The following is a 21,574-nucleotide window of genomic DNA, read 5'->3' as shown; positions in this document are numbered from 1 at the left end:
GGATCGGTACGTGCCCTATGTCCGGTCCTGCTCCAGCTCTCCGGTGTGCGCCCCTTGGGCTCGCTGGGGCGGAACCCGGGCGTCCGGGTGGGGCAGGGCGGGGCGGGGGGCGGGTTTAGCCGGTTCGGTGTGGTCCTTGACCAGGGCGCGTAATTCGCGCACTTCCTGTTCGAGGGCGCGTTGGCGTTGGTGGGCGTCGAAGAGGTAGCGGACTTTGGTGCGCAGGGACCAGGGGTCGATGGGTTTCATGACGAGGTCGGCGACGCCGAGGCCGAAGGCGGTGGCGGTCAGTTCGTGGTCGGGGCCGAAGCCGGTGAGCAGGATGATCGGGATGTGCTGGGTCTGTTCCAGGCGGCGCATGTAGCGCACCACGTCGAGGCCGCTGACGCCGGGCATGCGCACGTCGAGCAGGAGGAGGCCGACCTTGCCGCGCAGGACCTGCTTGAGGGCCTCGTCGCCGCTGGTGGCGCGGCCCAGCAGGTAGCCCAGCGGGGCCAGCGCGCTCTCCAGGGCGTACAGGGTGTCCTTGTGGTCGTCGACGATGAGGATCCTGGCATCCGACGGCATGGCCCGACGTCCCTCCCTCGTGGGCGATCCAGCTTATGCCCGAAAAGCTGACGTGGAGTGCTCGTCAGCTGACAAGGAGTGCACAGCGCAGCATGCCGCTTGTGGGCCTTGGTGTCACGTGCGGGGAGCCGTCGGACGAGGTCAATTCGCCAGGTGCGTGGAGGCGTTCACCGTGTCGTCGGCGATGCGCTCGTGGTGCCTGATCACTTCGCCGACGATGAAATTCAGGAACTTCTCAGCGAAGGCCGGGTCCAGTTTGGCGTTCTCGGCGAGGGCGCGCAGGCGGGTGATCTGCCGGGCCTCGCGGGCCGGGTCGGCGGGCGGCAGTTGGTGCCGGGCCTTGAGGTGTCCGACCTGCTGGGTGCATTTGAAGCGTTCGGCGAGCATGTGGACGACGGCCGCGTCGATGTTGTCGATGCTCGCGCGCAGCCGGTCGAGTTCCTCGCGGACGGCCGGGTCGACGTCACCGCTACCGGTGTTGCTGGTGGTCATGGGTGCCTACCCTACGTGGCCTGTTCTGCGTGCCGTTCGATCACGGGTGGGTCGTCGGGGTCGGGGCTCTGGTTGTGCGCCGGCGGGGCTCGGCTCGCGCTCCGGGGGCGTGGCTAGGCGCCAAGGGCCTTGTGGAACTGCACGTCCTCGTGTCCGCCGGGGATTCCTCCGGTGCGGCCCGTCTCGCGGAAGCCGAGCCTGCGGTAGAACTCCGGGGCCTGGAAGGTGTACGTGGAGACGATCATGTCGGTGCAGCCGCGCCGTACGGCCTCCGCCTCGGCGGCCCGCATCAGCCGGCTCCCCCAGCCCGCGTGCCGCTGGTCCTCGCGCACCCACAGCATGTCGACGGCGCAGCAGCCGCCCCAGATCCACGCCGTGAGCCCGCCGAGCAGTTCGCCGTCGGTGTCCTCGACGCGGACGGTGAAGTCCTCAGGTGTGCCGGCGCCGGTCGCGCGGGCGTTGAAGGCGGTGAGTTCGTCGTCGAGTCGCTGTTCGAGGGTCTCGTCCGGGCCGCTCACCCGCACCGAGGCGGCGTTCTCGGGGTGCTGTTCGTCGGTCACGGTCCGGAGTATGTCAGCGGCCGCGGTCCACGCCGGATCGAGCAGGGATGATCCGGCCGCATCCCCGTAGAGTGGAGACGGGTTCACGGCGTCTTGGGGGTACGGGCGTGGCGAACGACGGACCGGTCGAGCACGGCTACCCACACCTGGAGACGGTGCGGGCCGCGATCACGGCGTTGTACAAAAGGTTGTCGTACGACACCATCCAGACGTTCGCGATCAGTGTGGCCCCCGCCGACGTGGCGTTCTGCGACACGGATGATCTGTATCTCGGGACGCAGCGGGTGGCCCGTGAGCTGGTGCGGCACTACCGGCTGCCGGATGCCCGGATGGTCGTCAGCTTCCGTGACATGAGTCATGCGGCGAACGTCGAACTCGCCGCCGGGCCCGAGTACTTCGTCGAGCTGAACGACCGCTTCCGCACGCATCGGCGGGACATCGGCGCGGCCCTCGCCCACGAGGTGATGCACGTCTATCTGCACCGCCTCGACCTGTCGTTCCCGGGCACCCGGGACAACGAGATCCTCACCGACACGGCGACGACGTACCTGGGGGCGGGCTGGCTGCTGCTGGACGCGTACCGGGAGGATGCGGCGTCGTCCCAGAAGCTGGGCTATCTCACGCCGGAGGAGTTCGGGTACGTCCTCGCCAAGCGTGCCCTGGTCTTCGGTGAGGATCCCTCGGTGTGGTTCACCAGCCCGCAGGCCTACACGGCGTACGTCAAGGGCATGGCCCGGGCCCGGCAGGACGAGCAGCAGCCTCCTCTGACCGCGGCCGGGTGGGCGGGGCGGCGGCGCTATGCCCGGGACCGGCGGCATGCGCCCGAACCTCAGCCCGGTGTCCCGTACACCTTCAGCCCCGACGGTGGCGGCCGTCTCCGCGTGTCGTTTCCCTGCCCGACCTGTCATCAGCGGATCAGGGTGCCGGTGCGGGGGCGGGTGCGGGCGCGGTGTGCGTTGTGCCGGACGGTGTTGGAGTGCGATACGTAGGCTGGCCGGCGTTGGTGAGGCACCCGGCCTTGGTGCGGGCGTCCCTGGGTGCTCCGCCCCCAGACTCCCGGCCTATGCCCACCCGCCGCCCGACTCGGTTGGCCAAGAAGTACCGCCTCACGCCCCGTACACCCCTCTTGGCGCCTCCGCCTCTTCCAGTAACTTCCGCGCCGCATCCCCCGCCTCCCCCGGCCCCCACCGCGCCCCCTTGTCGACCGTCGGCCCGGGGCGCCAGCCCTCCATGACCGTGATCCTGCCTCCCTCCGCCTCGAAGACCCGGCCGGTGACGCCGGCGCTCGCCGGGGAGCCGAGCCAGACGACGAGTGGGGAGACGTTCTCCGGGGCCATGGCGTCGAAGCCGGTGGTGGGTGCGGCCATGGTGTCGGCGAATGTACGTTCCGTCATCCGGGTGCGGGCCGCGGGCGCGATCGCGTTGACCTGGACGCCGTATCGGGCCAGCTCGGCCGCCGCCACCAGCGTCAGCCCGACGATCCCGGCCTTGGCCGCGCTGTAGTTGCCCTGCCCCACCGAGCCCAGCAGCCCCGCTCCGCTGCTGGTGTTGACGATCCGTGCCTCGGGTGTGCGTCCCGCCCTGGCCTCGGCGCGCCAGTGCGCGGCGGCGTGTTTCAGGGGCAGGAAGTGTCCCTTGAGGTGGACGCGCAGTACGGCGTCCCAGTCGTCCTCGTCGAGGTTGACGAGCATCCGGTCGCGCAGGAAGCCGGCGTTGTTGACGAGGGTGTCGAGGCGGCCGTACGTCTCCAGGGCGGTCCGGATCAGGGAGGTGGCGCCTTCGCTCGTCGCGATGTCGCCGCCGTGCGCGACCGCTTCGCCGCCGGCCGCGCGGATGGTGTCCACCACCTGCCCGGCGGGGCTGTCCGGGTCCGGTGTGCCGTCGAGGCCGACACCGAGGTCGTTGACGACGAGCCGGGCGCCCTCGGCGGCGAACGCGAGGGCGTGGGCGCGGCCGAGTCCTCGGCCCGCGCCGGTGACGACGACCACCCTGCCGTCGCAGATTCCACTCATCTCACTCCTCCTTGTCGGCGGTTGCCGCGTTGCCGGTTGCCGCGTCCAGGAACGCCGGCCGTTCCCCGCCGCCGTGCACGAGCAGGCTCGCCCCGCTGATGTAGGCCGCGGCGTCGGAGGCGAGGAAGACCGCGGCCGCGCCGACGTCGGCGGGTTCGGCGAGGCGGCCGAGGGGGACGGTGCGGGAGACGGCGGCGATGCCGTCCTCGTCGCCGTAGTGGAGGTGGGACAGCTCGGTGCGGACCATGCCGACGACGAGGGTGTTGACGCGGACCTCCGGTGCCCATTCCACGGCCATCGAGCGGGCGAGGTTCTCCAGGCCCGCCTTGGCCGCCCCGTACGCGGCCGTCCCGGGCGACGGGCGGCTGCCGCTCACACTGCCGATCATCACGACGGCGCCCCGGGTCCGCTTGAGGTGCTCGTACGCGGTGAGCGAGACCGTCAGCGGTGCGAGGAGGTTCAGTTCGACGACCCTGGCGTGCCGCTCGGCGTCGGCGTCGGCCAGCAGCCGGTAGGGGGCGCCGCCCGCGTTGTTGACGAGGACGTCCACTCGGGGCAGGGCGTCGAAGAAGCGGCGGACGGCTCCTGCGTCCCGTACGTCCAACGGCATGAAATCGGTCTTCTCCACCGGCACTTCCGGTGGCCGGCGCGCGCAGATCACGACCTGGGCGCCCGCGCGCGCGAAGGAGCGCGCGATCCCGGCTCCGACCCCGCGGGTGCCGCCGGTGACGACGGCGACCTTCCCGTCCAGCTCCATTCGCTGCTACCTTCCACCTAACAAACGTTTGGTGGAAAGGTAGCTGATGCGCCCATGGGTGTCTCCACCTCGTCCCCGGAAAAGGGGATTTCCGTCTCGTCCCCGACTCCCGGGGTTTGCGTCGTCGCCGTCGACTTCCCGCCGGTGAACGCGCTGCCGGTGCACGGCTGGTTCGCGCTGGCCGACGCCGTTCGCGCGGCCGGCCGGGAGTCCGGGGTGCGGTGTGTGGTGCTGGCCGCCGAGGGGCGGGGGTTCAACGCGGGCGTGGACATCAAGGAGATCCAGGCGCGGGGGCAGGGGGCGCTGGTCGGCGCCAACCGCGGCTGCTTCGAGGCCTTCGCCGCGGTGTACGAGTGCGAGGTGCCGGTGGTGGTGGCGGTGCAGGGCTTCTGCCTGGGCGGCGGCATCGGCCTGGTGGGGAACGCGGACGTGGTCGTGGCGAGCGAGGACGCCACCTTCGGGCTGCCCGAGCTGGACCGGGGAGCGCTGGGTGCCGCCACGCATCTGGCCCGGCTGGTCCCGCAGCACCTGATGCGGGCGCTGTACTACACCTCCCGCACGGCGAGCGCGGCCGAGCTGCACGGGCACGGGTCGGTGTGGCGGGTGGTGCCGCGCGCCGGACTGCGTGCGGCCGCGCTGGAGCTGGCCGACGAGATCGCCGCCAAGGACGGGGAGTTGGTGCGCCTGGCCAAGGCCGCCATCAACGGCATCGACCCGGTGGACGTGCGCCGCAGCTACCGCTTCGAGCAGGGTTTCACCTTCGAGGCCAACCTCAGCGGCGTGGCCGACCGGGTCCGCGAAAGCTTCGGAAGGGAGCGTGCGGGTGACTGACAAGACGATGACCGCCGACGAGGCCGTCAGCCGGCTGGAGAGCGGCATGACCCTCGGCATCGGCGGCTGGGGCTCCCGCCGCAAGCCGATGGCCCTGGTCAGAGCGCTGCTCCGGTCGGAGATCACCGACCTCACCCTTGTGTCGTACGGCGGCCCGGACGTCGGCATGCTCGCCGCGGCCGGACGCGTACGACGGCTGGTCACGCCCTTCGTCACCCTCGATTCGATCCCGCTCGAACCGCACTACCGCGCGGCGCGCGAGCGGGGGGCCTTCGAGCTGATGGAGATCGACGAGGCGATGTTCATGTGGGGCCTGCACGCGGCAGCGAACCGGCTGCCCTTCATGCCGGTGCGGGCCGGGATCGGTTCGGATGTGATGCGGGTCAACCCGGGGCTGCGGACGGTGACTTCGCCGTACGAGGACGGGGAGACGTTCGTGGCCATGCCGGCGCTGCGGATGGATGCGGCGCTGGTGCACGTCAATCGCGCGGACCGGCAGGGCAGCGGCCGGTATCTGGGCCCGGACCCGTACTTCGACGACCTGTTCTGCGAGGCGGCGCAGGCGGCGTACGTCTCCTGCGAGCGGATCGTGGACACGGCGGAGCTGACGAAGGAGGCCGCGCCGCAGACCCTGCTGATCAAGCGGCACACGGTCACGGGTGTCGTCGAGGCGCCGAGCGGCGCGCACTTCACGTCCTGTGCGCCCGACTACGGGCGGGACGAGGCGTTCCAGAAGCGGTACGCGACCACGCCGTGGGCGGAGTTCGCGGCGCGGTTCCTGGGTGGGGACGAACAGGCGTACCAATCGGCGATCAGGGAGGTGACATGAAGGGGGTCACCCGCGCCGAGTACTGCGTGATCGCCTGCGCCGAGGCCTGGCGCGACGCGGGCGAGATCCTCGCCAGCCCCATGGGCCTGATCCCGTCCATCGGCGCCCGCCTCGCCCGGCACACCTTCGCGCCGGACCTGCTGCTGACCGACGGCGAGGCGATGCTGGTGGGCGTCGACGGCACGGTCGAGGGCTGGCTGCCCTATCGGCAGCACCTCACCCTGGTCACCGGCGGCCGACGGCACGTGATGATGGGCGCGAGCCAGATCGACCGGTACGGCAACCAGAACATCTCCTGCATCGGCGACTGGGCGCGGCCGAAGCGGCAGCTGCTCGGGGTGCGCGGGGCACCGGTCAACACCCTGAACCATCCGACCAGTTACTGGATCCCCAGGCACTCCCGACGGGTCTTCGTCGAGCAGGTCGACATGGTGTGCGGAGTGGGGTACGACCGCGCGGCCGGCGCGCGTTATCACCGCGTCCCGCGCGTCGTCTCCGACCTCGGCGTCTTCGACTTCGCCACCCCGGACCACGCCATGCGTCTGGTCTCCCTCCATCCCGGGGTGACCGTCGAGAAGGTCAGGGAGGCGACGGGATTCACGCTCGAAGTCCCGGACGAGGTGCCGTACACCCGCGAACCGACAGCCGAGGAGCAGCGCCTGATCCGCGAGGTGATCGATCCGGAGAACGCCCGTGCCCGGGAGGTCGCCTGATGGAGACCGCGCTCACCCGGCTGACCGGGGTCCGGTATCCGATCGTGCAGACCGGGATGGGCTGGGTGGCGGGCCCGCGCCTGGTGTCGGCGGCGGCGAACGCGGGCGCGCTGGGCATCCTGGCCTCCGCGACGATGCCCCTGGACCGGCTGCGTGCGGCGATACGCGAGGTCGCCTCGCGTACGGACGCGCCGTTCGGTGTGAATCTGCGGGCGGACGCGGCGGACGCCGGCGACCGGGTGCGGATCATGATCGAGGAAGGAGTACGGGTCGCGTCCTTCGCCCTCGCGCCCTCCCCCGAGCTGATCGCCGAGCTCAAGGAGGCGGGGATCGTCGTCATCCCCTCCGTCGGCGCCCGGCGGCACGCCGAGAAGGTAGCGGCGTGGGGCGCGGACGCGGTGATCGTGCAGGGCGGAGAGGGCGGCGGGCACACCGGCGAGGTGGCCACGACGGTCCTGCTGCCGCAGGTGGTGGACGCGGTGCGGATACCGGTCGTGGCGGCGGGCGGCTTCTTCGACGGGCGGGGCCTGGTCGCGGCGCTCGCCTACGGGGCGGCGGGCGTCGCCATGGGCACGCGGTTCCTGCTCACCTCGGACTCGACGGTGCCGGACGCGGTGAAGGAGCGGTATCTGGCGGCGACGGTGAAGGACGTGACGGTGACGCGGGCGGTCGACGGTCTGCCGCACCGCATGCTGCGTACGGAAATGGTGGGCACCCTGGAGAATTCCGGCCGGACGCGGGCCCTGGTGCACGCCGTCCGCCGGGCGGCCGGCTTCCGGAAGCTGTCCGGGCTGACCTGGCGGCAGCTGGTCCGCGACGGACTTGCGCTGCGGCACGGGAAAGACCTCACGTGGAGCCAGCTACTGCTCGCCGCCAACACGCCGATGCTGCTGAAGTCGGCGATGGTGGACGGCCGTACGGATCTCGGCGTGATGGCCTCCGGGCAGGTCGCCGGGGTGATCGACGACCTGCCGTCGTGCGCGGAGCTGGTGGAGCGGATCATGAAGGAGGCGGAGGAGGTACGAGCCGGGCTCAGGCCCTCCCCTTAAGACTCACAGCCTCTCGATGATCGTAACGTTCGCCTGCCCGCCCCCCTCGCACATCGTCTGCAGCCCGAACCGGCCGCCGGTGCGCTCCAGTTCGTGCAGCAGGGTCGTCATCAGTTTCACGCCCGTCGCACCCAGCGGATGCCCGAGCGCGATCGCGCCGCCGTTGACGTTGACCTTCTCCGGATCCGCTCCCGTCTCCTTCAGCCAGGCCAGGACGACCGGTGCGAAGGCCTCGTTGATCTCGACGAGGTCGATGTCGTCGATCGACAGGCCGGTCTTCTTCAGTGCGTGGGCGGTGGCGGGGATGGGGGCCGTCAGCATGCGGATGGGGTCCTCGCCGCGCACCGACAGATGGTGCACACGCGCGCGGGGCCGCAGCCCGTGCTCGCGCACCGCCCGCTCCGAGGCCAGCAGCATGGCCGCCGCCCCGTCGGAGACCTGCGAGGAGCAGGCGGCCGTGATCGTGCCGCCGTCGATGACCGGCTTCAGCCCGGCCATCTTCTCCAGGGAGGTGTCCCGGCGCGGCCCTTCGTCGACGGCGACCTCCCGGCAGGGCACCAGCTCCCGTTCGAAGCGGCCCTCGTCGATCGCCCGCAGTGCCCGCCGGTGCGACCGCAGCGCGAACTCCTCCTGGTCCTGCCGGCTGATGCCCCATTTCGCGGCGATCATCTCGGCGCCGACGAACTGGTTCACCGCCCGGTCCCCGTACCGCGCCCGCCAGCCCTCGCTGCCCGCGAAGGGGCCCTCCGTGAAGCCCAGCGGCTCGGCGGCCTGCCGGGTCGCGAAGGCGATCGGGATCTGCGACATGTTCTGCACGCCCCCCGCGACCACCAGGTCCTGCGTGCCGGAGAGCACGCCCTGTGCCGCGAAGTGCACGGCCTGCTGGGAGGAGCCGCACTGCCGGTCCACCGTCACGCCCGGCACCTCCTCGGGCAGCCCGGCCGCCAGCCAGCAGGTCCGCGCGATGTCCCCGGCCTGCGGCCCCACGGTGTCCAGGCAGCCGAAGACGACGTCCTCCACGGCGGCCGGATCGACGCCGGCCCGCGCGACCAGTTCCTTCAGCACATGCGCGCCCAGGTCGGCCGGATGGACCCCGCTCAGTCCTCCCCCGCGCCGCCCCACGGGCGTACGGACCGCTTCGACGATGTAGGCCTCGGCCATGGCGACTCCCCAGACTCGTCAATGAGTTACGTGCGTACGGCGATCCCGTCCAGCACCATCGACAGGTACTGCCGGGCGATCTCCTCCGGGCTGTGCTGTCCGCCGGGCCGGTACCAGGACGCGGCGACCCACACGGTGTCGCGCACGAACCGGTAGGTGAGCCGGACGTCGAGGTCGGCCCGGAACACCTCGGCGGCGACCCCGCGCTCCAGCGTGGACAGCCATGCCTTCTCGAACCTGCGCTGCGACTCGGCGAGGAACGCGAACCGCTCCTGCGCGACCAGCTGCTTGCTCTCCTTCTGGTAGATCGCGACGGCGGCGCGGTGCCGGTCGATCTCCCGGAACGACTCGGTGACCAGGGCTTCGAGGGTCTCGCGCGGGCCCAGCTCGGCGCCCAGGACAGCGTCGTAGCCGCCCCAGAGCTCGTCGAGGAAGGTCCGCAGGATCTCCTCCAGCATCGATTCCTTGGAGTCGAAGTGGTAGTAGAGGCTGCCCGCGAGCATGCCCGCGTGGTCCGCGATCTTGCGCACGGTGGTGGCGTTGTAGCCCTGCTCGGCGAAGACCTCGGCGGCGGTGTCGAGGAGTTCGCGACGGCGGTCGCGAGCGGCGGCAGCCGCGGCGGGCTGTGCGGCGGTCACCTGGGGGTTCTTCTTGGTCGGCACGGGTCCATTGTCGTCCTGACGGCTTCTAGGGGTGCTGGCTGCTGACGGAGACGGCCTCGCCCGTCATGTACGAGGAGTAGGGCGAGGCCAGGAACACGATCACGTTGGCCACCTCCCACGGCTCGGCGTACCGCCCGAAGGCCTCGCGGGCGGTGAGTTCCTCCAGCAGTTCGGGGGTCGTCACCTTCGCCAGGTGCGGATGCATGGCGAGGCTGGGCGACACGGCGTTGACGCGCACCCCGTACTCGGCCGCCTCCGCCGCCGCGCACCGGGTGAGCGCCATCACTCCCGCCTTCGCGGCGGCGTAGTGCGCCTGGCCGGCCTGGGCGCGCCAGCCGACGACGGAGGCGTTGTTGACGATCACGCCGTCGCCGGTCTCCTTCATGCGGCGCAGTGCGGCCCGGGTGCACCGGAAGGTGCCGTTCAGTGTCACGTCCAGGACGCGGGACCACTGTTCGTCGGTCATGTCGACGAGGGCCGCCGTGCCGCCGAGTCCGGCGTTGTTGACCACGATGTCGAGTCGGCCGTGCTCGCGGACGGCGGCCTCGAAGAGCTCGTGCACCTGGACCTCGTCGGTGACGTCGCACGGCACCGCGCCGACCGATCCCGTCCCGAACTCTCCGGCCAGCTCGGCCTCGTACTCCTTCAGCCGCCGCGCATGCGCGTCACTGATCAGCACGCGCGCGCCCTCCTCCAGGAAGCGGCGCGCGGTGACCCCGCCGATCCCGGCGCCCGCGGCCGCGGTGATGACGGCGGTACGTCCCGCCAGCAGTCCGTGCCCGGGCACGTACGCCGGACTCTCGACGTCTGTCATAGGGCCACGCTAACCTACCAAACACTTGTTAGGGAAGTTGCTCATCCGGACCGGACGCACTCGTCGAAGGGCTGCCGTCGATGGATCTCACCTTCACGCGGGAAGAGGAGGCCTTCCGGGCCGAGGCCCGCGCCTGGCTGGCGGCGCACGTACCCGCCGAGCCCCTCCCCTCCCTGGAGACGGAGAAGGGCTTCGCGGCGCACCGCGCGTGGGAGGCCGAGCTGGCCGCGGACCGCTGGTCGGTGGTGAACTGGCCGACCGCGTACGGCGGGCGGGACGCGGGGCTGGTCCGCTGGCTGGTCTTCGAGGAGGAGTACTACGCGGCGGGCGCGCCCGGCCGGGTCGGCCAGAACGGCATCAGTCTGCTCGCGCCGACCCTCTTCGACCACGGCACCGAGGAGCAGCGGGCGCGCGTGCTGCCGCCCATGGCCCGGGGTGAGGTGATCTGGGCGCAGGCGTGGTCGGAACCGGATGCGGGCTCCGACCTGGCGTCCCTCAGGTCGAAGGCCGTCCGCGCACCCGGCGGCTGGCTGCTGAGCGGGCAGAAGACCTGGTCGTCGAGGGCGGCCTTCGCGGACCGCGCGTTCGGCCTGTTCCGCAGCGATCCGCACTCCCCGAAACCCCACCAGGGGCTGACCTACCTGATGTTCGACCTGCGTGCCCCGGGTGTCACGGTCCGCCCCATCGCCCGCCTCGACGGCAAGCCCGCCTTCGCCGAGCTGTTCCTGGACGAGGTGTTCGTACCGGACGAGGACGTGATCGGCGAGCCCGGCCAGGGCTGGCGGGTGGCGATGGCCACGGCGGGCAACGAGCGCGGGCTGACGCTCCGCTCCCCCGGCCGCTTCCTGGCGAGCGCCGACCGGCTGTTCCGGCTCTGGCAGACACAGGGCAGCCCGCAGGACACGAAGGACCGCGTGGCCGACGCCCTGATCGGCGCCCGCGCCTACCAGCTGTTCACGTACGCCGCCGCCTCCCGCTTCCTCGACGGCGCCTTGCTCGGCCCGGAGTCCAGCCTGAACAAGGTCTTCTGGTCGGAGTACGACATCGCACTGAGCGAGACGGCCCTCGATCTCCTGGGCACGGAGGGCGAGTTGGCGGACGGGGACTGGTCGCAGCGGTACGTCTTCGCCCTCGCCGGCCCCATCTACGCGGGCACGAACGAGATCCAGCGGGACATCGTCGCCGAGCGGCTGCTCGGCCTGCCGAAGGGACGCCGCTGATGCGTTTCCTCCTCGACGCCGAGCAGCGCGCGTTCGCCGACTCGCTGGACGCGATGCTGACGGCCGCGGACACGCCGTCGGTGGTACGGGAGTGGAGCCGGGGCGAGCCTGCGAGCGGACGCGCGCTGTGGAGCCGTATCGCGGAGGCGGGGGTGTTCGCGCTGGCGGTTCCGGAGGAGTACGAGGGGGTGGGGCCGCGCCCCGTCGAACTCGCCGTCGCCTTCGTCGAGTTGGGGCGCCACGCCGTGCCCGGGCCTCTGGTCGAAACCGTCACGGCGGCCGCGCTGCTCACCGAACCGGGCCCCGCCAAACGGCTGCTGCCCGCGCTCGGCTCTGGCGAGGCCATGGCGACGCTGGCGCCCTCGGGGTCGTACGCCCTGGACGGCGACGCGGCGACCACGCGCCTCGCCCTGACCCCCGACGGCCTGCGCCTCGCCCCCGGCCACGGTCCGGTGCGCCCCTGTCTCGACCCCGCCCGCCGCCTCACCCCCCTCGCACCCGGCGGCGAACTCCTCGTCCCCGACCCTCCCGTCGCCCACGCCCTCACCACCGCCCGCCTCACCACCGCCGCCCAGGCCCTCGGCGTGGGTCTCGCGCTCCTCGACAGGACCGTGGCGTACGTGAAGCAGCGCACGCAGTTCGGCGTGCCCATAGGCTCGTTCCAGGCCGTCAAGCACCGGCTGGCCGACGCGAAGATCGCGCTGGAGTTCGCGCGTCCCCTGGTCTTCGGGGCCGCGCTGAGCATGAGCCCCGCCGAGGCGGCCGCCGCCAAGGTCGCCGCGTGCGAGGCGGCGTACGCCACCGCCCGTACGGCGCTCCAGCTGCACGGCGCGATCGGCTACACGGCGGAGTACGACCTGTCGCTGTGGCTGACCAAGGCCCGCGCCCTGCGCACCGCCTGGGGAAGTCCGCGGGAGTGCCGGGCCCTCGTCGTCAATGCCGGTGATCGCCGCTGGTGAGCTCCCGGAACTCCTCCACCGTCGGCTTCTCGATCCGCGTGTCGGGCCCGAACATGGTTCGGGACAGCCGGGCACGCAGCCGCTGCGACCGCTTGACCCGGCGGCGGACACCGCCCGCGTCGACGAGCGGCCCGATCTCGTACGGCGGGTTCTGCTCGTGCTGGGTGAGGGTGAACAGCTGCGCCTGCGAGAGGGGTTCGTGGACCTCGACGTACTCGCCGTTCGGCAGCCGTTTGATGGTGCCCGTCTCCCTGCCGTGCAGCACCTTGGCCCGGTCCCGGCGCTGCAGACCGAGACAGATCCGTTTCGTCACCATGAAGGCGAGGACCGGCACGACGAAGACCGACACCCGGACGAACCAGGTGATCGCATTGATGGACAGGTGCAGACGCAGGGCCACGATGTCGTTGCCGCCGCCGATCAGCAGCACGCAGTACAGACTGAGCCAGGCCACGCCGAGGCCGGTGCGTACGGGGGCGTTGCGCGGGCGGTCCAGGATGTGGTGCTCGCGTTTGTCGCCGGTGATCCACGCCTCGATGAAGGGGTACACGCCGATGGCGAGCATGACCAGCGGGAACAGCGCGAACGGGATGAACACGCCCGGCACCAGCGTGTGGCCCCAGAGGTTGATCTCCCATCCCGGCATCACCCGGATCAGGCCCTCGGAGAAGCCGAGATACCAGTCGGGCTGGGCGCCGGTGGTGACCAGATCGGGCCGGTAAGGGCCGAAGGCCCACAGGGGGTTGATCTGGGCGATGCCTCCCATCAGCGTCAGGACACCGAAGACGAGGAAGAAGAAGCCGCCCGCCTTGGCCATGTAGACCGGCAGGAAGGGCATGCCGATGACGGTCTTCTCGCCCCGGCCGGGGCCCGGGTACTGGGTGTGCTTGTGGTAGAAGACCAGGATCAGGTGCGCGGCCACCAGCCCCAGCATGATCCCGGGCAGCAGCAGCACATGGATCGGGAAGAGCCGCGCGATGATGTCGTCGCCCGGGAACTCCCCGCCGAAGAGGAAGAACGCCAGGTACGTCCCCACGATCGGGATGGACAGGATCGCGCCGTGCGCGAAGCGGAGGCCGGTGCCGGACAGCAGGTCGTCGGGCAGGGAGTAGCCCGTCAGGCCGGTGATGATGCCCAGCATCAGCAGGGTCCAGCCGAACAGCCAGTTGACCTCGCGCGGCTTGCGGAAGGCGCCGGTGAAGAACACCCGCATCATGTGCGTGAGCATGGCGGTGACGAAGACCAGCGCGGCCCAGTGGTGGATCTGCCGGATCAGCAGCCCGCCGCGCACGTCGAAGCTGATGTCCAGCGTGGACTCGAACGCCCTGGTCATGATCACGCCGTTGAGGGGCTCGTACGAGCCGTGATAGACGACCTCGACGCTGCTCGGCTCGAAGAACAGGGTGAGGTAGACGCCGGTCAGGATCAGGACGACGAAGCTGTAGAGAGCGACCTCGCCCAGCATGAAGGACCAGTGGTCCGGGAAGACCTTGCGCATGTTGGCCTTGGCCAGCGCAAAGATCCCCAGCCGCCCATCAGCCCAGTCGGCGAGTCTCTCGCCCTTGCCAGGAGGCTCCCGGCGAGCGGACCGCGCCGTCACGTTCCCCGATCGCGCGCCGTCGTCCATACGTCGTCGCCTTCCCCGTCGGATCTCCCTCAGCGTGGCACGGCCCCGCGGCCACGCCAACAGGGCGAGCGCCGGTGCTGGGCCAATGGGGGGAGCAGTCGGCCGCGGCGGGCGTGGCCGGGTGAGTCAGGACGGCCGTACGATCCCCTGCGCCCGCGCCGCCACCAGCCACTTCGGGAACTCGCCCACCAGCCGGTCGTACAACTCGGCGTCGGACACCGTCCGCGGATCCGTACCGGCGTGGAAGAACCCGGCGTTGTCCACGAGCCGCCGGTCCGGCACCGCCAGTTCGTCCAGTTTCCGCAGGAAGTCGAACTGGCGGCTGTCGGGATCCCCGAAGCCGATGAACTGCCAGAACAGGGGGAGCTTCGCGGCCTTGCACACGTATCGTTCCGCCGCGGGCTTGCTGCTGGGCCCACCATCGGTCTGGAAGACGACCAAGGCAGGATCCTTCGAGCCGCTGTCGAGGTAGTGGTCGATGACGGCGTCCATCGCCAGGTGGTAGTTCGTCCTGCCCATGTGTCCGAGGCCGGATGCGAACTGCTCTATCCCCTGGTGGTCCGTGAGTGAAATCTCGGTCACGGCGTCCACGTCCGTCGAGAAGAACACCACCGGCACGGTCCCGTCGTCGTCGAGATGCGCGGACAGGCCGAGCACCCGGTCGGCGAGCTCCTGCACGCTGCCGTCCTTGTAGTACGGCCGCATGGACCCGGAGTAGTCGACGACGAGGTAGACCGCGGCGCGCACCCCCTCCAGCCCGTGCTTGCGCAGCGACACCCCGGCGCTCTTGTACAGGCTGACCAGCGCGGGCGCGGTCTCCTCGACCTTGCTGAGACTGATCGCGGCCATTTGAGCTCCCCCTCGCGCTGAACCGTTCGCCGAGGTTACGTCACCGGCCGCCTTCAGCGGATGTACGGCTTGCTTCAGGGCGGGCTCCGGCCGTAGACATGCGGCGGCGCCTGCCCATTCGTCCGGTCGGGGACTGGCGGGCAGGCGCCGTCTGGTGTTCCGTACGCCTTTGTACGGGACGTCTGTTGAGGTGTTTTACCTCGGAGCCGTCAGACCATCAGCGCACGGTCCGTCGGCCGGATCGGCGCCGGCAGGTCGCTGGCGCCGGTCAGGAAGCGGTCCACACCGCGGGCGGCCGAGCGGCCTTCGGCGATCGCCCACACGATCAGCGACTGACCCCGACCCGCGTCACCGGCGACGTACACGCCCGGGACGTTGGTCTGGAAGTCGGCGTCGCGGGCGATGTTGCCGCGCTCGTCGAGGTCCAGGCCGAACTGGTCCACGAGACCGTTGTCGCGGTCCGGACCGGTGAAGCCCATCGCCAGCGTCACCAGCTGGGCGGGGATCTTGCGCTCCGTGCCCGGCTTCTGGGTCAGCTTGCCCTCGATGAACTCCACCTCGGTCAGGTGCAGCCACTGGACGTTGCCGTCCTCGTCGCCCTCGAAGTGGGTGGTGGAGACGGAGTAGATCCGCTCGCCGCCCTCCTCGTGCGCGGAGGTGACCTTGTAGAGCATCGGGAAGGTCGGCCACGGCTGGGCGACCGGGTTCCGCTCGTCGCCAGGGCGGGGCATGATCTCCAGCTGGGTCACCGACGCCGCACCCTGACGGTGAGCCGTGCCCACGCAGTCGGCGCCGGTGTCGCCACCGCCGATGACCACGACGTGCTTGCCCTCGGCCGAGATCGGGGGCGCCACGAAGTCGCCCTCCTGCACCTTGTTGGCCAGGGGCAGGTACTCCATGGCCTGGTAGATACCCTTGAGCTCGCGGCCGGGCACGGGGAGGTCACGCGCGGTCGTCGCACCGGCGGCGATGACGATCGCGTCGTACCGCTTCTTCAGGTCCGTCGCCTTCAGGTCGCGGCCGATCTCGATGCCCGTGCGGAAGCGGGTGCCCTCCGCGCGCATCTGCTCGATACGGCGGTTGATGTGCCGCTTCTCCATCTTGAACTCGGGGATGCCGTACCGGAGGAGACCTCCGATGCGGTCCGCGCGCTCGTAGACGGCGACCGTGTGGCCGGCCCGGGTCAGCTGCTGGGCGGCGGCCAGACCGGCCGGGCCCGAGCCGATGACCGCGACCGTCTTGCCGGACAGGCGCTCCGGGATCTGCGGGGCGACGTCACCGGTCTCCCACGCCTTGTCGATGATCGAGACCTCGACGTTCTTGATGGTGACCGCCGGCTGGTTGATGCCGAGCACACACGCCGACTCGCACGGGGCCGGGCACAGCCGCCCGGTGAACTCCGGGAAGTTGTTCGTCGCGTGCAGGCGTTCCGAGGCGGCGGCCCAGTCCTCGCGGTAGGCGTAGTCGTTCCACTCGGGGATCAGGTTCCCGAGCGGGCAGCCGTTGTGGCAGAACGGGATGCCGCAGTCCATGCACCGGCCGGCCTGCTTGCTGATGATCGGCAGCAGGGAGCCGGGGACGTAGACCTCGTTCCAGTCCTTGACGCGCTCGCCGACGGGGCGGGTCCTGGCGACCTCGCGGCCGTGGTTGAGAAAGCCCTTGGGATCAGCCATTGGTCGCCGCCTCCATCATCTTCTCGGTGATCTCGGTCTCGGAGAGACCGGCTCGCTCGGCGGCGTCCTTGGCGGCGAGCACTGCCTTGTACGTGCTGGGGATGATCTTGCTGAAACGCTCCACGGACGCGTCCCAGTTGGCGAGCAGCTTCTCGGCGACCGTCGAGCCGGTCTCCTCGGCGTGGCGGCGCACCACGTCGTGCAGCCACTGCCTGTCGTCGTCGTCCAGGGCTTCGATCGCGCCCAGGTTGCCGACGTTGACGTTGTCGCGGTTCAGGTCGATGACGTACGCGATGCCGCCGGACATGCCGGCCGCGAAGTTGCGCCCGGTCTCGCCCAGGACCACCGCGTGGCCGCCGGTCATGTACTCGCAGCCGTGGTCGCCCACGCCCTCGGACACCACGGTGGCGCCGGAGTTGCGGACGCAGAACCGCTCGCCCGTACGGCCGCGCAGGAACAGCTCGCCGCCGGTCGCGCCGTACGCGATGGTGTTGCCCGCGATCGTCGAGAACTCGGCGAGGTGGTCGGCGTTCCGGTCCGGGCGCACGATCACCCGGCCACCGGAGAGGCCCTTGCCGACGTAGTCGTTGGCGTCGCCCTCCAGGCGCAGCGTGACACCGCGCGGCAGGAAGGCGCCGAAGGACTGGCCCGCCGAGCCGGTGAAGGTGATGTCGATGGTGTCGTCGGGCAGACCTGCCCCGCCGAACTTCTTCGTCACCTCGTGGCCGAGCATGGTGCCGACCGTGCGGTTGATGTTGCGGATCGCGACCTGGGCACGCACCGGCTGGGCGTCGGTCGCGGAGTCCGCGGCGAGCGCGTCGGCGGCGAGCTTGATCAGCTCGTTGTCGAGCGCCTTCTCCAGGCCGTGGTCCTGCGCGGTCAGCTGGTGGCGCACCGCGCCCTCGGGCAGCTCGGGCACGTGGAACAGCGGCTCCAGGTCCAGGCCCTGCGCCTTCCAGTGGTCGACCGCGCGGGTCACGTCGAGGGTCCCGGCGTGGCCGACGGCCTCCTCGATGGAGCGGAAGCCCAGCTCGGCGAGGATCTCGCGGACCTCTTCGGCGATGTACTGGAAGAAGTTCACGACGTACTCGGCCTTGCCGGTGAACCGGTCCCTGAGGGTCGGGTTCTGGGTGGCGATGCCGACCGGGCAGGTGTCCAGGTGGCAGACGCGCATCATGACGCAGCCGGAGACGACGAGCGGCGCGGTCGCGAAACCGAACTCCTCGGCGCCGAGCAGCGCGGCGATGACCACGTCACGGCCGGTCTTCAGCTGGCCGTCGGTCTGTACGACGATGCGGTCGCGCAGGCCGTTGAGCAGCAGCGTCTGCTGGGTCTCGGCGAGGCCGAGCTCCCAGGGACCGCCCGCGTGCTTCAGCGAGGTCAGCGGCGAGGCGCCCGTGCCGCCGTCGTGGCCGGAGATGAGCACGACGTCCGCGTGCGCCTTGGAGACACCCGCGGCGACCGTGCCGACGCCGACCTCGGAGACCAGCTTGACGTGAATCCGCGCCTGCGGGTTCGCGTTCTTCAGGTCGTGGATCAGCTGGGCCAGGTCCTCGATGGAGTAGATGTCGTGGTGCGGCGGCGGGGAGATGAGCCCCACGCCCGGCGTCGAGTGCCGGGTCTTCGCCACCCACGGGTACACCTTGTGGCCGGGCAGCTGGCCGCCCTCGCCGGGCTTGGCGCCCTGGGCCATCTTGATCTGGATGTCGTCGGCGTTGACCAGGTACTCGGACGTCACACCGAAGCGGCCGGAGGCGACCTGCTTGATCGACGACCGGCGGGCCGGGTCGTACAGACGCTCCGGGTCCTCGCCGCCCTCACCGGTGTTGGACTTGCCGCCGAGCTGGTTCATGGCGATGGCGAGGGTCTCGTGCGCCTCCTTGGAGATGGAGCCGTACGACATGGCGCCGGTGGAGAAGCGCTTGACGATCTCGCTGGCCGGCTCGACCTCGTCGATGGGGATCGGCTGCCGGTCGCTCTTGAACCCGAACAGGCCGCGCAGCGTCATCAGACGCTCGGACTGCTCGTTCACGCGCTCGGTGTACTTCTTGAAGATGTCGTAGCGGCCGGTGCGCGTGGAGTGCTGGAGGCGGAAGACCGTCTCCGGGTCGAACAGGTGCGGCTCGCCCTCGCGGCGCCACTGGTACTCGCCGCCTATGTCGAGGGCGCGGTGGGCCGGCGCGATGCCGGAGGCCGGGTAGGCCTTGGCGTGCCGGGCGGCGACCTCCTTGGCGATGACGTCGATGCCGACGCCGCCGATCTTGGTGGCCGTGCCGCTGAAGTACTTGTTGACGAACTGCTCGTCGAGGCCCACCGCTTCGAAGACCTGGGCGCCGCGGTAGGAAGCCACGGTGGAGATGCCCATCTTGGACATGACCTTCAGCACGCCCTTGCCGAGGGCGTAGATCAGGTTGCGGATGGCCTTCTCGGGCTCGATGCCCGGCAGGAAGGTGCCCGCGCGGACCAGGTCCTCGACGGACTCCATCGCCAGGTACGGGTTGACGGCGGCGGCGCCGAAGCCGATGAGCAGGGCGACGTGGTGGACCTCGCGGACGTCACCGGCCTCGACCAGCAGGCCCACCTGGGTGCGCTGCTTGGTGCGGATGAGGTGGTGGTGGACGGCCGCGGTGAGCAGCAGCGACGGGATCGGCGCGTGCTCGGCGTCCGAGTGGCGGTCCGACAGGACGATCAGGCGGGCGCCGTTCTCTATGGCGGTGTCGGCCTCGGCGCAGATCTCCTCGATGCGCGCGGCGAGGGCGTCACCGCCGCCGGAGACCCGGTAGAGGCCGGAGAGGGTCGCGGCCTTCATGCCGGGCATGTCGCCGTCGGCGTTGATGTGGATGAGCTTGGCCAGCTCGTCGTTGTCGATGACCGGGAAGGGCAGTACGACGCTGCGGCAGGACGCGGCCGTCGGCTCCAGCAGGTTGCCCTGCGGGCCCAGCGAGGAGCGCAGCGAGGTGACGAGCTCCTCGCGGATGGCGTCCAGCGGCGGGTTGGTGACCTGCGCGAACAGCTGGGTGAAGTAGTCGAAGAGCAGGCGCGGACGGTCGGACAGCGCGGCGATCGGCGAGTCGGTGCCCATCGAACCGATCGGCTCGGCTCCGGCCTTGGCCATCGGCGCCAGGATGACGCGCAGTTCTTCCTCGGTGTAGCCGAAGGTCTGCTGGCGGCGGGTGACCGAGGCGTGCGTGTGCACGATGTGCTCGCGCTCGGGCAGATCGGACAGCTCGATCTCGCCGGCCTCCAGCCACTCCGCGTACGGCTTCTCGGCGGCGAGCTGGGCCTTGATCTCGTCGTCCTCGACGATGCGGTGCTCGACGGTGTCGACGAGGAACATCTTGCCGGGCTGCAGGCGGCCCTTGCGGACGACCTTGGAGGGATCGATGTCGAGGACGCCGACCTCGGAGCCGAGGACGACGAGGCCGTCGTCGGTGACCCAGTAGCGGCCGGGACGCAGACCGTTGCGGTCGAGGACCGCGCCGACCTGCTTGCCGTCGGTGAAGGTGACGCAGGCCGGGCCGTCCCAGGGCTCCATCAGCGTGGCGTGGAACTGGTAGAAGGCGCGCCGGGCCGGGTCCATGGAGTCGTGGTTCTCCCACGCCTCCGGAATCATCATCAGCACGGAGTGCGGCAGCGAACGGCCGCCCAGGTGCAGCAGCTCCAGGACCTCGTCGAAGGACGCCGAGTCGGAGGCGTCGGGCGTGCAGACCGGGAAGACGCGTTCCAGGGCCTGGTCGGAGGAGCCGAACAGGTCGGAGACCAGCTGCGACTCGCGGGCGACCATCCAGTTGCGGTTGCCCTTGACGGTGTTGATCTCACCGTTGTGCGCGACGAAGCGGTACGGGTGGGCCAGGGGCCACGACGGGAACGTGTTCGTCGAGAACCGCGAGTGGACCAGCGCGATGGCCGACGCGAAGCGGCGGTCGGACAGGTCCGGGAAGAAGGGCTCCAGCTGGCCGGTGGTCAGCATGCCCTTGTAGACGATGGTCCGCGCGGAGAGGGAGGGGAAGTAGACGTCCACCTCGCGCTCGGCGCGCTTGCGCAGCACGAACGCCTTGCGGTCCAGGGCGATGTCCGTAGCGGGCACGGCGGAACCTCCCCCAGACTCCGTCCGGGAGGTGCCCCCAGCGACGAAGATCTGCCGGAAGACGGGCATCGTCGAGCGGGCGGTGGCGCCGAGGAGTTCGGGAGCGACGGGCACGTCGCGCCAGCCGAGGACGGTCAGGCCCTCCTCCGCGGCGATCGTATCGATCCGCGAGACGGCTTCCGCGGCGGAGTTCTCCGGGAGGAAGGCGATACCGACGGCGTACGCACCGGCCTCGGGCAGCTCGAATTCGGCCACCTCGCGGAAGAAGGCGTCCGGCACCTGGGAGAGGATGCCCGCGCCGTCACCCGAGTCGGGCTCGGAGCCGGTGGCACCGCGGTGCTCCAGGTTGCGCAGAACGGTCAGCGCCTGCTCGACCAGCGCATGGCTCGCCTCGCCGGTGAGGGTGGCCACGAAACCGACGCCACAGGCGTCGTGCTCGTTGCGGGGGTCGTACATACCCTGCGCAGCAGGGCGAGCATCCATGAAGGACCAGTTCTGGCCATTCGCGGAGTGCTGGGACGGCTGGCGCGGCGTACGCATCGGCTCTCCCGTCGTCGTCATGTGGCATATGCAGATTGCCGAGGGACGACGTTGGCCCTCTGCGTGAGTGCAAAATTTCGTGCAGGTTACATGATGGAGCGGTTCTCGGGAACCGGGATATTCCGTTCCAGCATGCGGACGCCGCAGGTGCGCGGCGGGGGTACCGCGCTCG

General features: G+C 70.6%; 19 protein-coding genes. 7 read left to right on the top strand and 12 right to left on the bottom strand.

The annotated features are described in order from the left end of the window. Positions 1-15 precede the first annotated feature (15 nt). From ABT063_RS13270 to ABT063_RS13260, 3 genes are all read right to left on the bottom strand, one after another. Positions 16-567, bottom strand: coding sequence for a response regulator (locus ABT063_RS13270; RefSeq protein ID WP_351057375.1), 552 nt, complete (start codon positions 565-567; stop codon positions 16-18). A gap of 141 nt (positions 568-708) precedes the next feature. Continuing rightward, positions 709-1,059, bottom strand: a complete 351-nt coding sequence (locus ABT063_RS13265) for a chorismate mutase (RefSeq protein WP_351057374.1) — start codon at positions 1,057-1,059, stop codon at positions 709-711. Positions 1,060-1,172: 113 nt separating this feature from the next. Beyond that, positions 1,173-1,619 carry a GNAT family N-acetyltransferase gene (locus tag ABT063_RS13260; protein ID WP_351057373.1) on the bottom strand — a complete coding sequence of 149 codons (447 nt, stop codon included), beginning with the start codon at positions 1,617-1,619 and terminating at the stop codon, positions 1,173-1,175. A gap of 107 nt (positions 1,620-1,726) precedes the next feature. Here ABT063_RS13260 and ABT063_RS13255 point away from each other — a divergent pair, with 107 nt between their 5' ends. Beyond that, a complete protein-coding gene (locus tag ABT063_RS13255; RefSeq protein ID WP_351057372.1) occupies positions 1,727-2,608 on the top strand; it encodes a hypothetical protein in 882 nt (293 codons plus the stop codon). Between the two features lie 117 nt (positions 2,609-2,725). Here the strand turns inward: ABT063_RS13255 and ABT063_RS13250 are convergent, their stop codons facing one another. Further along, entirely contained in the window at positions 2,726-3,631 is a 906-nt protein-coding gene (locus ABT063_RS13250) for an SDR family oxidoreductase (RefSeq protein WP_351057371.1), read from the bottom strand. Position 3,632: 1 nt separating this feature from the next. Further along, positions 3,633-4,388, bottom strand: coding sequence for an SDR family oxidoreductase (locus ABT063_RS13245; RefSeq protein WP_351057370.1), 756 nt, complete (start codon positions 4,386-4,388; stop codon positions 3,633-3,635). Between the two features lie 54 nt (positions 4,389-4,442). On the opposite strand from ABT063_RS13245, the gene ABT063_RS13240 reads away from it, so the two are divergent. From ABT063_RS13240 to ABT063_RS13225, 4 genes are read left to right on the top strand one after another with little or no spacing between them, the layout of a single operon-like run. After that, positions 4,443-5,219, top strand: a complete 777-nt coding sequence (locus ABT063_RS13240; RefSeq protein ID WP_351057369.1) for an enoyl-CoA hydratase family protein — start codon at positions 4,443-4,445, stop codon at positions 5,217-5,219. Then, positions 5,212-6,048 carry a CoA transferase subunit A gene (locus tag ABT063_RS13235; protein ID WP_351057368.1) on the top strand — a complete coding sequence of 279 codons (837 nt, stop codon included), beginning with the start codon at positions 5,212-5,214 and terminating at the stop codon, positions 6,046-6,048. The genes ABT063_RS13240 and ABT063_RS13235 overlap by 8 nt, the downstream gene beginning before the upstream one ends. Beyond that, positions 6,045-6,761, top strand: a complete 717-nt coding sequence (locus ABT063_RS13230; protein ID WP_351057367.1) for a CoA-transferase subunit beta — start codon at positions 6,045-6,047, stop codon at positions 6,759-6,761. Before ABT063_RS13235 ends, ABT063_RS13230 begins: the two co-directional genes overlap by 4 nt. Continuing rightward, positions 6,761-7,810 carry an NAD(P)H-dependent flavin oxidoreductase gene (locus ABT063_RS13225; protein ID WP_351057366.1) on the top strand — a complete coding sequence of 350 codons (1,050 nt, stop codon included), beginning with the start codon at positions 6,761-6,763 and terminating at the stop codon, positions 7,808-7,810. The genes ABT063_RS13230 and ABT063_RS13225 overlap by 1 nt, the downstream gene beginning before the upstream one ends. Positions 7,811-7,813: 3 nt before the next feature. Here ABT063_RS13225 and ABT063_RS13220 read toward each other — a convergent pair whose 3' ends face one another. The 3 genes from ABT063_RS13220 to ABT063_RS13210 are packed head-to-tail and all read right to left on the bottom strand — an operon-like array spanning position 7,814 to position 10,447. After that, complete coding sequence (locus ABT063_RS13220; protein ID WP_351057365.1) at positions 7,814-8,971, bottom strand: acetyl-CoA C-acetyltransferase; 1,158 nt, start codon at positions 8,969-8,971, stop codon at positions 7,814-7,816. Positions 8,972-8,997: 26 nt separating this feature from the next. After that, the gene (locus tag ABT063_RS13215; RefSeq protein WP_351057364.1) at positions 8,998-9,633 is read right to left on the bottom strand and encodes a TetR/AcrR family transcriptional regulator; all 636 of its coding nucleotides are present in this window, start codon (positions 9,631-9,633) and stop codon (positions 8,998-9,000) included. 25 nt (positions 9,634-9,658) lie between these two features. After that, positions 9,659-10,447, bottom strand: coding sequence for an SDR family oxidoreductase (locus tag ABT063_RS13210; RefSeq protein WP_351057363.1), 789 nt, complete (start codon positions 10,445-10,447; stop codon positions 9,659-9,661). Positions 10,448-10,527: 80 nt separating this feature from the next. On the opposite strand from ABT063_RS13210, the gene ABT063_RS13205 reads away from it, so the two are divergent. Together ABT063_RS13205 and ABT063_RS13200 are read left to right on the top strand one after the other, a co-directional pair. Then, positions 10,528-11,667, top strand: a complete 1,140-nt coding sequence (locus ABT063_RS13205) for an acyl-CoA dehydrogenase family protein (RefSeq protein WP_351057362.1) — start codon at positions 10,528-10,530, stop codon at positions 11,665-11,667. Next, positions 11,667-12,626 (top strand): acyl-CoA dehydrogenase family protein, encoded by a 960-nt coding sequence (locus tag ABT063_RS13200; RefSeq protein WP_351057361.1) that lies wholly within the window; start codon positions 11,667-11,669, stop codon positions 12,624-12,626. Before ABT063_RS13205 ends, ABT063_RS13200 begins: the two co-directional genes overlap by 1 nt. Here the strand turns inward: ABT063_RS13200 and qcrB are convergent. From qcrB to gltB, 4 genes are all read right to left on the bottom strand, one after another. After that, positions 12,601-14,253 (bottom strand): cytochrome bc1 complex cytochrome b subunit, encoded by a 1,653-nt coding sequence (gene qcrB, locus ABT063_RS13195; RefSeq protein ID WP_351057360.1) that lies wholly within the window; start codon positions 14,251-14,253, stop codon positions 12,601-12,603. The two genes, ABT063_RS13200 and qcrB, sit on opposite strands and share 26 nt — an antisense overlap. A 126-nt stretch (positions 14,254-14,379) precedes the next feature. Continuing rightward, positions 14,380-15,102: a vWA domain-containing protein gene (locus tag ABT063_RS13190; RefSeq protein ID WP_351057359.1), complete on the bottom strand. Its 723-nt coding sequence runs from the start codon at positions 15,100-15,102 to the stop codon at positions 14,380-14,382. Positions 15,103-15,311: 209 nt separating this feature from the next. Beyond that, complete coding sequence (locus tag ABT063_RS13185) at positions 15,312-16,775, bottom strand: glutamate synthase subunit beta (protein WP_351057358.1); 1,464 nt, start codon at positions 16,773-16,775, stop codon at positions 15,312-15,314. After that, positions 16,768-21,402, bottom strand: a complete 4,635-nt coding sequence (gene gltB, locus ABT063_RS13180; RefSeq protein ID WP_351057548.1) for a glutamate synthase large subunit — start codon at positions 21,400-21,402, stop codon at positions 16,768-16,770. Before gltB ends, ABT063_RS13185 begins: the two co-directional genes overlap by 8 nt. Positions 21,403-21,574 lie beyond the last annotated feature (172 nt).

The organism is Streptomyces sp. NPDC002838, assembly GCF_040295365.1.
Lineage (GTDB): Bacteria > Actinomycetota > Actinomycetes > Streptomycetales > Streptomycetaceae > Streptomyces.
Note: the sequence above shows the minus strand (reverse complement) of the source record. Positions and strands in the feature narration are given on the sequence as shown.

Coding starts and splice junctions, on each gene's coding strand:
- ABT063_RS13270 (WP_351057375.1), bottom strand. CDS start 567: ATGCCGTCGGATGCCAGGATCCTCATCGTCGACGACCACAAGGACACC.
- ABT063_RS13265 (WP_351057374.1), bottom strand. CDS start 1,059: ATGACCACCAGCAACACCGGTAGCGGTGACGTCGACCCGGCCGTCCGC.
- ABT063_RS13250 (WP_351057371.1), bottom strand. CDS start 3,631: ATGAGTGGAATCTGCGACGGCAGGGTGGTCGTCGTCACCGGCGCGGGC.
- ABT063_RS13245 (WP_351057370.1), bottom strand. CDS start 4,388: ATGGAGCTGGACGGGAAGGTCGCCGTCGTCACCGGCGGCACCCGCGGG.
- ABT063_RS13240 (WP_351057369.1), top strand. CDS start 4,443: ATGGGTGTCTCCACCTCGTCCCCGGAAAAGGGGATTTCCGTCTCGTCC.
- ABT063_RS13230 (WP_351057367.1), top strand. CDS start 6,045: ATGAAGGGGGTCACCCGCGCCGAGTACTGCGTGATCGCCTGCGCCGAG.
- ABT063_RS13225 (WP_351057366.1), top strand. CDS start 6,761: ATGGAGACCGCGCTCACCCGGCTGACCGGGGTCCGGTATCCGATCGTG.
- ABT063_RS13220 (WP_351057365.1), bottom strand. CDS start 8,971: ATGGCCGAGGCCTACATCGTCGAAGCGGTCCGTACGCCCGTGGGGCGG.
- ABT063_RS13210 (WP_351057363.1), bottom strand. CDS start 10,447: ATGACAGACGTCGAGAGTCCGGCGTACGTGCCCGGGCACGGACTGCTG.
- ABT063_RS13205 (WP_351057362.1), top strand. CDS start 10,528: ATGGATCTCACCTTCACGCGGGAAGAGGAGGCCTTCCGGGCCGAGGCC.
- ABT063_RS13200 (WP_351057361.1), top strand. CDS start 11,667: ATGCGTTTCCTCCTCGACGCCGAGCAGCGCGCGTTCGCCGACTCGCTG.
- qcrB (WP_351057360.1), bottom strand. CDS start 14,253: ATGGACGACGGCGCGCGATCGGGGAACGTGACGGCGCGGTCCGCTCGC.
- ABT063_RS13190 (WP_351057359.1), bottom strand. CDS start 15,102: ATGGCCGCGATCAGTCTCAGCAAGGTCGAGGAGACCGCGCCCGCGCTG.
- ABT063_RS13185 (WP_351057358.1), bottom strand. CDS start 16,775: ATGGCTGATCCCAAGGGCTTTCTCAACCACGGCCGCGAGGTCGCCAGG.
- gltB (WP_351057548.1), bottom strand. CDS start 21,402: ATGCGTACGCCGCGCCAGCCGTCCCAGCACTCCGCGAATGGCCAGAAC.